The following is a 13,116-nucleotide window of genomic DNA, read 5'->3' on the forward strand; positions in this document are numbered from 1 at the left end:
GGGATTATATGGTCCGTTCACAAATAAAAATTACAGTTATGTTTATTCTGTTGTTTACACTTTTACTTCAAGGTTGTTCACAAGCAAAACTTTTGATTACGGAGGTATCTGAAGTTCAAAAAATGACGATAAGTTCTGGAAATCGCATATCTGAGCTTACAACTGAAAAGAACAAAGACTTAATTACACAAATCTATGAACTAATCAATTCAACGAAAACTCGAACCGAAACTAAGCCTAATGGTTCAAATGAGCAAACGACCGAACCCTATTACACAATTACAATAGATTATTTAGACGGGTCAGAAGAAACGATATACTCAACCGAAAACGGTAAATTTATATATAAAAGACTATTAGACAACGGATGGGTTGGAGGAAACAATGAACGACTTAAAGAACTGCTGAGTATTAAGGTGATTTGGTGAAATTTCGCCAATGATAATCAACAGAAATATATCAACTGCAAATATGGCTAAGCCTTTTTAATTCATTAGGATTTTTTATTATTTTGTGAATTAAGGTTTTGCCGGTTAAATTTAAGGCAGCGCCGTCCGTGGCGCTGTCTGAGTCACGGGGCACGATACGTCGTATAACACTGCATTCACGAAACTAGCTAAGATGAATGTAGTAAGACGCTTCGTGAATGCCTGGAACGTTATGCGAAACGCCTGAAGGAGGTCATAGAAGAATTGAACGTGGAAATTCGAGAGGCCTTGGAAAAGGACTTGCCTGACATCCTTTCCTTGTGTTCTCAATTAGATAACGGCCAGTTATTAGACATGGATAAGGCAAAGGGAATTTATAATAGAATAAATCTTTACCCTAATTACAAGATCTATCTTACAATGGTTGGTGAAAGTGTTGTTGGAATGTTCGCTTTACTTGTTATGGAGAATTTGGGACATCTGGGAGCTTCATCGGGAGTTATCGAGGACGTAGTGGTTGATACTTCTTGGCAGAGAAAAGGTATAGGTAAACAAATGTTACGATTTGCCATTGAGCGTTGCAAGGAAGAAAATTGTTATAAACTTACATTATCGAGTAACATTAAACGAAAAGACGCACACTCTTTTTATGAATCTTTGGGTTTCGATATACATGGGTATAGTTTTAAAATAGAGATAAATGATATTTAATCTGTGGCAGTTCATCGGCGCATCGCATAACAATAGATTCCCGCAAGGGTGCCAGATGTAAAAATTTGGGGAAGGTTCAAGCGCCACATCCCTCCGCCTAAGATAAGAGCTATCTAAGGCGGGGGGACGTCGGGAATCCGAAACGTTATGCGAAATTGGATTGGAGATGAGATATGATGCAGAGAGAGTGGGAATCAGTTGAGGGTATTAGGTTTTGTCCTCTTACGCCTGAACACTGGTCAGAATTTGAAAAACTATTTGGTGAACACGGTGCAGACGGCGGCTGCTGGTGTATGTGGTGGAGGTTACCGGAAGAGCAATTCGAGGAACAAACCGGTGAACTTAATAAGGCGGCAATGAAGGAACTTGTTGGGTCAGGACGGGCACCGGGTTTTTTAGCCTATATAGGCGGCGAGCCCATAGGATGGTGCTCGGTAGGTCCGAGAGAGTGTTATCAAGCCCTTCATAGGTATTGGCAACTTAATAGGGATGAAGATAAAAATATATGGTCTATTGTGTGTTTTTACGTGGAGGAAAAGTTTAGGCGTAAGGGTTTAATGAAAATACTTGTTGAGAAAGCAATGCAATATGCTCTTTCACAAGGAGCAAAAGTTATAGAGGGTTATCCCATTGAACCAGACAAAAAGTTAACTGGTTTTGCTGGCTTTACAGGGATCGTATCGGTTTACAAGTCCCTCGGCTTTACAGAAATTGATAGAAATTCGCGAAATGAGATATTGATGAGATTCGCATGTGAAGATTAAATGCAACATCGCATAACAGCGTTTTCCTGTAACTTTGCAAATATGCATGTTGTTGGGACGCTACAGGAAAACGCGGGACGTTATATGACATTACTTTGAAAGCGGAACTTTTCACCTATTTAGGATTTGATTATCCATCGAAGAATGCACTTGGTTATTATCGAGCAAAGTTAGTTTCAGAGGAAATGATTAAAGGGAAACTTTTACCTGTAAAGGGATGTTCATTAATCGGTAGGATATGTTCTGACCTTGAATGGCCTGAAATTCTGTCTGATTTCGGATTGATAAACCATGAGTTAACGGGTCATGAAAATTTAGGAATAACTGAAGATGGATTGACAAAGGACATTATCTCTTGTGCATATAAATTAATAGACAATGTTAATGCGCATCTGAATCTTGAATGAGTTTAGCTTCAATATGAGGGCGTATCGTCATATAACACAGGATTCCCGAAACTAGAGATGATGCATGTGGTTAGGACGCCTCGGGAATCCCTAAAGTTATGTGACATTCCGGGAAAAAGTTGATTTGAAGAAGTTAGCTAGGGAGGAGATAGTTATGAAGTTAAGGCAGTTTGTGTTGATTTTTGTAATTCTGCTTTTTATAGCATTACTTAGCTCTAGCGTTCTCGCATCATGGGTAGGGTTTACTCCACAACAGTTGGTTGAAAACTCAGAAGTCATTCTTATAGGGGAAATCATTGGTCCAGTTGACGAAAAAATGGGCATACGAAATTCAGGATTTACTCTTTGGAAGGTCAATGTACGTTACTATTTGAAGGGGGATTACAAGTCAAAGGAGTTTATTGTAGCAACACCAGGGTCCCAGAGTAGTTTTGTTAAATCGTCAATTGATTATAGGTTGGATGAGTGGGGCAAGACAGTATTGCTATTTTTACGAAAAAGTGAAAATTTCTATCAACCTATAACACCAAAGGGTGTTGTGATCCTCAACGCCAAACAATATACTCGGCAACCAGACGAATGGCCAAATGGACAAGTGATCCTGAAAGAGTTAAGTATCAACGACATGAGGATATTGCAACAAGAGCAATCGGAATTTGAAAGATTTATTTCAGAAAGTAACTTGGTTGTAGTTCCGTCAACTTCGGTGCAAGTTTCAGAAGGTAATTGGATGCAGAATTATTCCAGACAAATAATCATAATCATGACATTGATATTAATAGTAACGTATTTCATCCTTTTCAGGAAACGCTTTGATAAGTAGAGGTCTGGGGCACGGAACATCACATAACACAGAGTTCCCGTAACTGGAGGATGATGAATGTGGTTGGGACGCTGCGGGAACACAAAAACGTTATACGACAGTGGGCAGCCAGGGAAAGGATACATAAGTAATGAGTAGAGTTTTAGGAATCGGATGGGATGTTGGCGGCTGGATGGGTGGAAAACATGGGGTAGCTGTTACCCAATGGACAGACGGAACTGACACAATACAATGGCTAGGTTCGACTGCTTGCTCAATCCCAGCAGGTACGATGTTTTCACCACGTTCACTAGTTGAATCCGCAGTTAAAAACATAAATATTGATATGCATGAAAATACCAAAATAGTAATAGGTATAGATGCTCCTTTAGGCTATCCCACTGATTTCATTAAACTGGTTTCAGGTGACGAGGTGTTATTCGAAAGACCAGCAAAAGAGATAGAGAATCGTTTAGCTTATCGTGATACAGAGAGGTATATTTACCAAACATTTGGTAAGAAGCCTTTATCCGCCGCGTTTGATAAGTTAGGAAATAATGCTACTGTAGCGCTTTATCATATTCGGACATGGTGTAGAGATCTAGGTTATTCGGTACATCCAATGACGGAAAAGCCACAGGATAAAAAGATAATTATTGAAGTTTACCCAGCACTCATAAAAGATGAAAAGGGAAAAGCACATAATCCAGTTAAAGAGCTACTTCCATCTGGTATTATTGAAGGAACTGACCAAAGTGATGCAGCCATTTGTGCAGTTTTAGCGATAGCATATGGAGCAAACGGGAGGTTTGAAAAACTACCGAAGTTAATCGGCCCAACAAATGAATGGTGTGAACCTTCAAAGAAGGAGGGTTGGATATACCATTTGCCGAGAGAAGTCATAGTTTGAGTATTCCTATGGGGAGGATCACCATCGTATAACACAGGATTCCCAAAACTTGAGGATGATGCATGTGGTTTTGGACGCTTCGGGAATCCATAAACGTTATATCATACGACAATATCGGAGTAATCTAATCCTGCTTTGAAAGTTGCGGGAATACATTATATAAAGTTGTTCATAACAAAGAGGGGAGGGGTTCCCAGTGAGAAGTATTATAGAGTCATTTCAAAAAATGAATATGATAGGCTGAATCGGAGCATTTGTTGGAATTGTAGCTTCTGTAAGCGGGATTATATTATGGGCAATTCCAAATATATTCAATGAAGCGATACCAATAACTTTTGTAGGCCTTGGACTACCGGCGATTCTCGGATTTATTGCTTCATTGTATGGAACAAGTTGGTTAATGTATGTTGTGTTTATTGGTTCCCTACCACTCAGTTTATACGTAGCAATGACACCTAGCATCTTTAGATTTTTTTTATTGGTTTCACTGGGCTACTTAACTTCGGCCATTTTATTTATAATGGATAAGAGAAATCAAAATAAAGGATAACCTGAGAAACGGAGATTTCGATTTAATAATTTTCAAGTTAAAGCATTCTTAAAAGTTGTCGCATCATATAACACAAGATTCCCGCAACTAGAAGATGATGAATGTGGTCGTGACGCTGCGGGAATCCCCGTTCGTTATACGCCATGCAATGCAAAAGCCCGCCATTCATGGCGGGTGTTGAATATATCTTTCTCAGGATTATTGTAAAAATATTTTTATAGGATGTGGTTCTTTGAGTAGATATATATTTATCGCTTCTGATTATGAATTACCAGAAATTGATTTGTCAGGTATTATGAAGCTGACAGTTAAGGACTTAAAGGAGATGAATCCTAGGCCTGAATCTTTTTGGGATCTTGATAAACTTCCAGATGATTGTAAAACATTATTTATTCCGGATGGTGCTGATACTACTGGATTACAAATATCGATATGTACTAATCCTCCTTATGGAATAGAAGAATGTATCAAGAAGAAATATATATATTGGCTTGGTGGTAAATTTAACTTAAGGTGCAAAAGGCAATTTCAAGAATATTTACAGGTTAATTTCGATAAAGGTGCCAATATTGAGCTTTGGTCTCTCTGGTTTGGGAACGACAAAATGGATGAAATATTACAAAAGGAATGTAGCTTCTCGGGAATTCCTAGGTTTGATTTTGAAATACTGTGGAATACAGATTGTTGTATAACTATCATTACATAGAATTGGCTATATTGAGCGGGAAACTTTTTTAAATGGCCCGCCGTCCGTGGCGGGTTCTGAATCTGGGGGCATTGCACAGCGTATAACAAGGCATTGCCGAAAATTGTTAAGATGAATGTGGTTGGGATGCTTCGGCAATGCCCAGGCGTTATCCGAAACCGTACGCAATTGCCGCGCGTCCATGCGCGGATTACGGAATTAGTAGTGGAAAGTGCGCATTTGTAAGAAAATGCGATATACAACTTCATGAAATTTCATTTTACGGATGGGGGGTATAATTTCCTCAAAGAAGTTAAAAGTTAGGAGGAAACAATTGGGGTAGTGACTATAACATAAATAAGATGTCTTCGAGAAGATGTTACTTTTTTAAAAACATAGAACAGAGGTGATATCTCATGGCTGAAAATTCAGAAACATATAATCTTCCAGCAGCTAGTTGTTGAGGCAGTAATAGTGATGCTGGTCAGCATCCAGAAGAGAGCAATACAGAAAATTGCCAGGTATGCGGAGGTAAATTAGAATACTTCAGCAACGGTAAGGAACTCACTTGTTTCAGTTGCGGTAAAACTGAGCTTGCGAACATTTTATGTCCTAACGGTCATTATATTTGTGACGAATGTCATGGCAGAGATGTCTTCGAGACGATTAAAGACTATGTTCTAACCACAACCTCTAAGAACCCTTTAGAAATTGCAGAAACCCTGATGAACCTTAAAGACAAAGTACCCATGCTAGGTTGTGAAAATGCTTGGATTGCATGTGGTGCTTTGATGGCATCTCTAAAGAATGAAGGCACAATTGAACTTTCTAACGAACATATTGTAGAGGCATTAACCAGAACCCAAAGACAAGCAATTGGTGGATATTGCGGTTTAACGGGTGTTTGTGGTATTGCTCCTGCAATCGGAGCATGTTTCAGTGTTATTCTCGGTGCAGCATGCCCTAAACACCAAGAAACAGCGACGACAATGAAAGTAGTAGGTAGAATAGTAAATGCTATTGCTGACCAAACTGGTCCATGCTGTTGTAAGAATTTCGTCTGGACTGCACTTAGAGAGGGCATTAAATCTGCTAAAGAGCATCTTAATGTATCCTTGCCTTCGCCTGGTGAAGCAATTATTTGTACTCACAGTTCACGCCACCCTCATGGATGTAGAGAATCTAAATGTTCCTATTTCAAAATGAACGAGACACCTCAGAATCTTAAAAAAAGATATGGCAATGTGCAATATTAAAAGCAGTGATATTATACATTTTTCTTATGTTGTGACCTACCCGCAGGATTAAGTGAAGTAAGTATAGAAATAAAAATGGAACAATGCCCATAGATAGTGTATAGAAGGAGGTACAATAAATGTTTATTTTCCCAGCGTTTATTACTCCTGCGGTTGCTATTAGTGTATTTATGCCCTTCATTTTAGTACCAGTTGCTTTACTTGCTTTTATGGTATGGCAGATTAGAAAACTCAATAGAATTGACGAAAAACTTAAAGATATTCAGGAAAGATTGAAAGATAAATAGGGTTTTAGTACACATTATTCATAAATTGCGTACTAAAAGATACGGAGGCGCCGTCCATGGCGGCCTCTGAATTTGGGGGCGTACGGCATCGGATAACACAGAGTTCCCGCAACTAGAGGAAGGTGAATGTGGTTGGGACGCTTCGGGAACTCCTAATCGTTATCCGAAACCGTACGCAAAGGCCGCGCGTCCATGCGCGGAGATAGTATGAGATTTTAGAATAAGCGGGGATTTTATGAAAGATAAAAAACGATTATTCTATGTGTTGCCTATTTTGTTACCCGTGATAATAATTCTTGCTTATTTTTTTTACCTCTTATCTTATGTACAACCAAAGATAGATTTTGGAGCTCAAATTACTAAGATCAGCAGTGTTGACTATGAAAGAATATTAGACAATAAACAAGTAATCTCACAAGATAAAGGAATTGAGAAATTTAGACATTTAAGTGTAGAGATAAAAGTAACAACACCATTTGGGTTTGAGCTTATAAACTCCGTAAAGATAGAAAGGGATTTGCTCCATAAATATTTAGAAAGCGATGACAGTATACAGATATTAAGTGGTGGGGAATTTGAACACGGTAGTGGCAAGGAATATGCGGACAATATTGAGATTTATTTAAAGGATATATCTGAAGAGGATTTAAGGAATGTGCTTAGAGATTTCAAGGTAAAGGTTACATGGCAGAGTATATGGCATAGCCAGAATGATAAGATTTTTTATCTAAGGGATTATCTAAGATAAGTCTTTAAATAATGGCGTAATGAGCTAAGGGGGCGTTCCAGGGGCCGACGTCCGTGGCGACCTCTGGCTTCTTTTATTCGATGCGCGAAGTTCCTGATTCTACTGAGAAAATATTAATCGGAGGCATCGGAATAATTACACAGTTTATTATAGGAGTGGGAATTTTTCTTGGTTCACGAGGATTGGTTAATTTCTTAGATACTATTAGAAGTGCGGGAATAAAGAGAGAAAATGATAATGAGGAAGAAAGGGAATGATGTGGTATACCTCTGCCAACGGCACATAACAATAGATTTCCGCGAGGGTGCCAGAAGAGGAAAGTATCGGGAATCCGGTACTTTAGACGAAAAACCAATTTCGGGGCTGAAGTATAGGGTCATAAAGTTATAGTTTGGAAAAAGGCATGGAGACACAATAAATGAATTATCAGTTGATGAGATTAGAAGATAAACATATTAGAGTTTTGTATGAATGGGATCGAATGGAGAAGGACCGTGAGTTTTACACATGCCGACCACTGCATGAGTTACTATCATTCGATGAGTACAAACAAAACAACATAAATAAGATTAGTAGCGGGATAAAGGAAGTATTTGTATTAGTTGAGCAACACAGTGCAAACATTCCACTGGGAAGGATTATGTTGTTCGACTATAATCCAAGAAATCACAGCAAAGAGGTTGGCTATTATATCCCCCCAGATTTGCGTGGAATGGGTATAGGTACAGTAATGCTTTCTTTATTGCTAAAAATGGTTCTATCTGAAGAAGAGGGACTGAACAAAATTTACGCAACAACATCATCTTACAACATTCAATCGATTGCACTACTAGAAAAAACGGGTTTTAAGTTAGATGGCAGGTTGAGAGAACACTATTGGATTAAAGATAAAAAGTTTGACCAACTTCATTACTCAATTTTGCAACGAGAATGGTGTGAACTACAATTGTTTCCACAAATGGTTAATTCGTAAGTGGATATGAAAGATTAGTTCTTCGTCTAACAGAGGGTTTGCGACATCGGGGTAGACCATTTTAAGTAATAACCCGACATCGCAAACCCTTAAAACGTTATATGACATTGGAGAAATAGAGGAGAGAGATTAAGGGATGAATGAGGTTTCCGGAAATAATGATTTGGAAGATATATTAAATGCAGAAGATGTATTAAGCATGTTGGATTCTCTGTTAAGGGAACCGGCTCCTTTTTGGGATGGATTTTACTGTGATAAGGAAAAGGACATTCCCTTTTTTGTAGATGTACCTGATGAAAACTTAATTTCCTATTTCGAAGATTATGATATTAATCCAGATACGGCACTTGAAATTGGATGTGGGAATGGGCGTAATGCAATATATATGGCTAAAAAAGGTTGTCAAGTTGAAGCAATAGATATTTCTTCAGAAGCAATTAGCTGGGCTCATCAGAATGCCGATAGATCCAACGTAGATATCACATTTATAAACGGTTCTGTTTTCGATATTGTAAATGATAAATGTAAGTATGACTTTATATACGATGCGGGTTGCTTACACCATATTGCTCCGCACAGGAGAATTAATTATATCGAACTAATTAAGAGGGCATTGAAGCCAGGTGGATATTTTGGATTAACGTGCTTTGCCCATGGGCAAGGTGGTGGGGCAGAGATAAGTGATTGGGAAGTTTATAGATTGCGTAGCCTTAAAGGTGGGCAGGCTTTTACAGAAGGAAAGCTTAGGAAGTTATTCGAGGGAGCCTTCGATATAATTGAATTGCGTATGATGAATGAAATTAAGCAACCTGCTACTGCTTTTGGCAAATCATTTTTATGGGCAGCCCTATTTAGAAAAGCATAAAGTAGCATTTAGGGACTCCAACGCCATATAACACAGGATTCCCGAAATTAGAGGATGATGCATGTGGTTGGGACGCGTCGGGAACCCCACAACGTTATATGACACGACCATGCCGGAGAATTCTTAATAGTTATAAATTTAAAATTGAGGTCCTCAATTTGCGTTAGTCTAGATCCCGCATTTGAAGTTTCGATAAAAGTGTACCCTTACCTAAGAAGTGATGGTATAAAGCTACTATCCCGGACCACAGGAAATAGAAGTAGTTCAAGAAAAGGAAGTAATATTATGATTGAGCAGATTAAGATGCGTAGAAGTATAAGAAAATATCTTGATAAACCAGTAGAAGATGAGAAAATTATTCAATTATTAGAGAGTGCAAGGCTTGCTCCATCCGGTAGTAATACACAACCATGGCATTTTATCATCGTCAAATCAGAATTAACTAGACAAAAATTGGCTGAAGCATCTCATAATCAAAAATGGATGCTCTCCGCACCAGTTTTCATTGTGTGTGTCGCAGATATACGTTCTAGAATTGAAGATAATGTAGAAATATCACTCGATGAATATAGTCCGCAACAAGAACTCAAGCAAATAATCAGAGATACATCTATTGCTATTGAGCATATTGTACTTGAAGCTAACAATATTGGACTAGGTACTTGCTGGGTTGCATGGTTCATACAAGAAGAAATTAGAGCGATCTTACATGTGCCTTCCGATAAATATGTGGTCAGTATTATTACTCTTGGCTATGCAAACGAAGCACCGAAAGCTCGTCCTAGAAAGAAACTTGAAGAAATAATACATAATGAAATTTGGTAAAAGAGTTTAGAGAAGGGCAAAAATAGGGGGGCGGGTCTTATAGGTGGTCGCATCATATAGCAGCGTGTTCCTGACGCTTGGAGGATGATGAATGTGGTGTGGGCGCGTCGGGAACACGCGAGACGTTATGCGTCATTATAACTTTCGGGGTGTAAATTTTTGGAGAATCCAAACAAGGAGAAGGTTAAATGCTAAGGCTAGAGTATATAACACGGGATGATTTCGATAAAGTGCTTGACTGGAATAAAAACTCCACACCGGAATTTTTGATGCAATGGGCAGGCCCCATTTTTGATTACCCATTAACTAAAGAACAGCTTGATACCTACTTTTCTCGTGGAGCAAACGAGCAGGACTCGGACACATTTGTCTATAAGATTGTTCAGGTGGAGAGCAATCAATGTGTTGGCATGATTGAGTTAGGCAAAATTGATAGAAGAAACAAATCTGGTAGAATCGGGAGATTTTTGATTGGGGAACAGAATAAAAGGGGAAGTGGAATCGGACAGTTAGTATTGAAAACTATAATAGGTATTGGTTTTGAAGAGTTTGGTCTACATAAAATAAGCCTTGGTGTTTTTGACTTTAACCACCAGGCAATTAGTTGTTACGAAAAAGTAGGATTTGTTAAAGAAGGATTTCTGAGGGACTCAAGGAAGGTTGGCAATTGCTATTGGAGTCTATATGAAATGAGTATTTTAGAAGAGGAATGGAGATCTGCTAGAGATTGCAATATTCGTTGAGAGGACTGCCATTATGTTAGTTAAGAGGAATGGTTTTACATATTTTGCTTTGGTAATTATCGTTATGATACTAGGTCTGGGCGCCAGATACTTATCAGTACATTTACCTAATTGGATTAATATATACTTGGGTGACGCTTTATGGGCACTCATGGTTTATTTCCTTTTCGGTCTCATATTTAGGACTATAGAGACTAGATGGATTGCAGTACTAGCTTTTTTGTTCTCTTTCTGTATTGAGATAAGTCAATTGTATCATTCACAGTGGATTGACTCATTAAGACAGACAAGGTTAGGGGGATTAGTTTTGGGTTATGGCTTTTTGTGGAGTGATTTGGTTTCATATAGTATTGGAATTAGTGTAGGTGTCCTCTTAGAAAGATTCGTTATTCTTACCAAAAATCGTTGAAAGTATTGACCGTTGATGTGCAAATACTAATTATTTGTGAATGCTTACTTTGCCATACGACATATAACACAGAGTTTCTGAAACCACTAGGTCGGATTATAATGATAAGTTAAATAACAGAATTTCACAAAATCTCGTTCTTAATAGTGTTGGGAGGGGAAAATTATTGAGAAGATAGTATTCGGACAGAAAATAGATGGTATTAATTATCTTAAGCGACCAGGTGTTTATGGAATAGTATTCAACGAGAAAGGTGAAGTTGCAGTAATAAAAACATCAACTGGTTACTTCTTGCCGGGCGGTGGGATTGAAGGTGACGAAACTCATCAGGAATGTATTGAACGGGAGTTCGTCGAAGAAACAGGGTATTCAATAAGAATCCGAGAATTTATTGGCAAAGCATCTAAATACCACTATTCCGATACAATGAAATGTTACATGCATGGTGTCGGACATTTTTATATTGTTACCTTGAAGGATAAAGTTAAGAATGAAATAGAAGATGATCACCAACTACTTTGGCTTGAGCCACAGAAAGCAATTGAGTGCCTGTTTTTAGAACATCAAGCTTGGGCAATATTAAGGTCGGTTGGTAACGATTATATAAATAATTAGAAATGCTTTGCTCTTAATTGCAATTTTGGACTAACATGGTGTATGCCACCACATGATCGAACAATATTTGCTCGTAAAATCTAAAAAGATAGGACTATATCATGGGGTCCAGGAGATTGCTTGCCGGGATAGGTTCCCTTTTCATTTTCATAAAGGAGTTTTCCTTCAAATACCTCATACAATACCCGTTGATGGAAGATTTTCCAATTTCCATCTTCCCAAAGTAAACGGAACTGGTACGTCCAGGTATAAGAAGGGGTTTCACGATTTTCAGTATCAACAAGCACGATAATTTCAGGTTTATCATTAATCATAGAAGGCTTAAATGACGCAGTATAGAGGACAGCCGATTTATACGAATGCTTGTAGACTTCTTTAGGATTAAAGATTGATTCTTTTGATAAGAAGGAAAGGGCATTCTTCTTTCGATTAACCGCTTCCAAATAACCCTTAAGGAAATCAGCCACTTGCCGATTTAATTCTTCATTCTCCATAGGCTCAATCTTAAGAGAGACAGTATTTTTGCTTTCTTGGGGTATTTCAACTTGGTAAGTAACTCTCGGGTTTTCATTTTTGACTTTAATGAAGTTGTCTTGACCTTCAGGAATGGATAACTTTATCTCGCCATTATTTGTCTTGTTCGGTTGGGGTTCCTCGTTTACATAAACCGTTAGATTTTCAGGGACACCTTTTGTATCTAGTGTAATGCTTTTGACTGAGTTTTTTGAAGATGCGGTAGAAGTGGAACAGGCAGTGAGGAGAAGACAAAGAAAAAGAGTCCCAAACTGATTATGTAACCGCATTGAAAATCCTCCTATATCTTGTTTCGATTTTCCCTTTAATAGTTCGTTCTCTAACCAGTTTTTCAGTGGGTTAATCCCGTTCTAGGAAGATGATTAATCTTAAAACTTATCGGGACATTATCTTTAAAATATTCTAATTCTATGCTGTAATGTTTTGTGGGTGGTTCAAGGAAACGCTGTCCATGGTGGTCTCTAGTTTTGTGGAACGTATGTCTTCGTATAACACAGGATTCCCGCAACTTTGCAAAGAGGAATACGCCATGGCGCTGCGGGAATCCTCAAACGTTATACGCCATTTCGGTCAAATAGTTTTTTCTTGTACAACTTTTAATGAT

The 13,116-nt window shown here is 38.3% G+C and carries 16 protein-coding genes and 1 pseudogene; 16 read left to right on the plus strand and 1 reads right to left on the minus strand.

Annotation, left to right across the window (positions count from 1 at the left end):
• Window positions 1-8 precede the first annotated feature (8 nt).
• The 16 genes and pseudogenes from ACZ42W_RS07835 to ACZ42W_RS07910 all read left to right on the plus strand — a co-directional run bounded on the left by ACZ42W_RS07835 (window position 9) and on the right by ACZ42W_RS07910 (window position 11,978).
• Window positions 9-428, plus strand: a complete 420-nt coding sequence (locus tag ACZ42W_RS07835; RefSeq protein ID WP_464169750.1) for a hypothetical protein — start codon at window positions 9-11, stop codon at window positions 426-428.
• 270 nt (window positions 429-698) lie between these two features.
• Entirely contained in the window at window positions 699-1,139 is a 441-nt protein-coding gene (locus ACZ42W_RS07840; RefSeq protein WP_464170908.1) for a GNAT family N-acetyltransferase, read from the plus strand.
• A gap of 173 nt (window positions 1,140-1,312) precedes the next feature.
• Window positions 1,313-1,903, plus strand: a complete 591-nt coding sequence (locus ACZ42W_RS07845) for a GNAT family N-acetyltransferase (protein ID WP_464169751.1) — start codon at window positions 1,313-1,315, stop codon at window positions 1,901-1,903.
• Between the two features lie 95 nt (window positions 1,904-1,998).
• Window positions 1,999-2,310 carry a hypothetical protein gene (locus tag ACZ42W_RS07850; RefSeq protein WP_464169753.1) on the plus strand — a complete coding sequence of 104 codons (312 nt, stop codon included), beginning with the start codon at window positions 1,999-2,001 and terminating at the stop codon, window positions 2,308-2,310.
• A 154-nt stretch (window positions 2,311-2,464) separates the two neighbouring features.
• Window positions 2,465-3,133: a hypothetical protein gene (locus ACZ42W_RS07855; RefSeq protein WP_464169754.1), complete on the plus strand. Its 669-nt coding sequence runs from the start codon at window positions 2,465-2,467 to the stop codon at window positions 3,131-3,133.
• 130 nt (window positions 3,134-3,263) lie between these two features.
• On the plus strand, window positions 3,264-4,022 hold the full coding sequence (locus ACZ42W_RS07860) for a DUF429 domain-containing protein (protein ID WP_464169756.1): 759 nt from the start codon (window positions 3,264-3,266) through the stop codon (window positions 4,020-4,022).
• A 782-nt stretch (window positions 4,023-4,804) separates the two neighbouring features.
• Complete coding sequence (locus tag ACZ42W_RS07865) at window positions 4,805-5,278, plus strand: hypothetical protein (RefSeq protein WP_464169758.1); 474 nt, start codon at window positions 4,805-4,807, stop codon at window positions 5,276-5,278.
• A 452-nt stretch (window positions 5,279-5,730) separates the two neighbouring features.
• Window positions 5,731-6,513: pseudogene (locus tag ACZ42W_RS07870) on the plus strand (DUF5714 domain-containing protein); the annotation flags it as partial.
• A 119-nt stretch (window positions 6,514-6,632) separates the two neighbouring features.
• Complete coding sequence (locus ACZ42W_RS07875; protein ID WP_464169759.1) at window positions 6,633-6,800, plus strand: hypothetical protein; 168 nt, start codon at window positions 6,633-6,635, stop codon at window positions 6,798-6,800.
• Between the two features lie 235 nt (window positions 6,801-7,035).
• On the plus strand, window positions 7,036-7,548 hold the full coding sequence (locus ACZ42W_RS07880) for a hypothetical protein (RefSeq protein ID WP_464169761.1): 513 nt from the start codon (window positions 7,036-7,038) through the stop codon (window positions 7,546-7,548).
• A gap of 418 nt (window positions 7,549-7,966) precedes the next feature.
• Window positions 7,967-8,521, plus strand: a complete 555-nt coding sequence (locus tag ACZ42W_RS07885) for a GNAT family N-acetyltransferase (protein WP_464169762.1) — start codon at window positions 7,967-7,969, stop codon at window positions 8,519-8,521.
• 136 nt (window positions 8,522-8,657) lie between these two features.
• Entirely contained in the window at window positions 8,658-9,386 is a 729-nt protein-coding gene (locus tag ACZ42W_RS07890) for a class I SAM-dependent methyltransferase (RefSeq protein WP_464169764.1), read from the plus strand.
• Window positions 9,387-9,671: 285 nt separating this feature from the next.
• The gene (locus ACZ42W_RS07895) at window positions 9,672-10,211 is read left to right on the plus strand and encodes a nitroreductase family protein (RefSeq protein ID WP_464169766.1); all 540 of its coding nucleotides are present in this window, start codon (window positions 9,672-9,674) and stop codon (window positions 10,209-10,211) included.
• A 188-nt stretch (window positions 10,212-10,399) separates the two neighbouring features.
• Window positions 10,400-10,954 carry a GNAT family N-acetyltransferase gene (locus tag ACZ42W_RS07900; protein WP_464169768.1) on the plus strand — a complete coding sequence of 185 codons (555 nt, stop codon included), beginning with the start codon at window positions 10,400-10,402 and terminating at the stop codon, window positions 10,952-10,954.
• A 13-nt stretch (window positions 10,955-10,967) separates the two neighbouring features.
• Window positions 10,968-11,363 (plus strand): ribosomal maturation YjgA family protein, encoded by a 396-nt coding sequence (locus ACZ42W_RS07905; RefSeq protein WP_464169770.1) that lies wholly within the window; start codon window positions 10,968-10,970, stop codon window positions 11,361-11,363.
• Between the two features lie 267 nt (window positions 11,364-11,630).
• On the plus strand, window positions 11,631-11,978 hold the full coding sequence (locus ACZ42W_RS07910; RefSeq protein ID WP_464170910.1) for an NUDIX domain-containing protein: 348 nt from the start codon (window positions 11,631-11,633) through the stop codon (window positions 11,976-11,978).
• 80 nt (window positions 11,979-12,058) lie between these two features.
• Here the strand turns inward: ACZ42W_RS07910 and ACZ42W_RS07915 are convergent, their stop codons facing one another.
• Window positions 12,059-12,781, minus strand: a complete 723-nt coding sequence (locus ACZ42W_RS07915; RefSeq protein ID WP_464169772.1) for a hypothetical protein — start codon at window positions 12,779-12,781, stop codon at window positions 12,059-12,061.
• Window positions 12,782-13,116 lie beyond the last annotated feature (335 nt).

The sequence above is a fragment of the Desulfitobacterium elongatum genome (genome assembly GCF_055378975.1).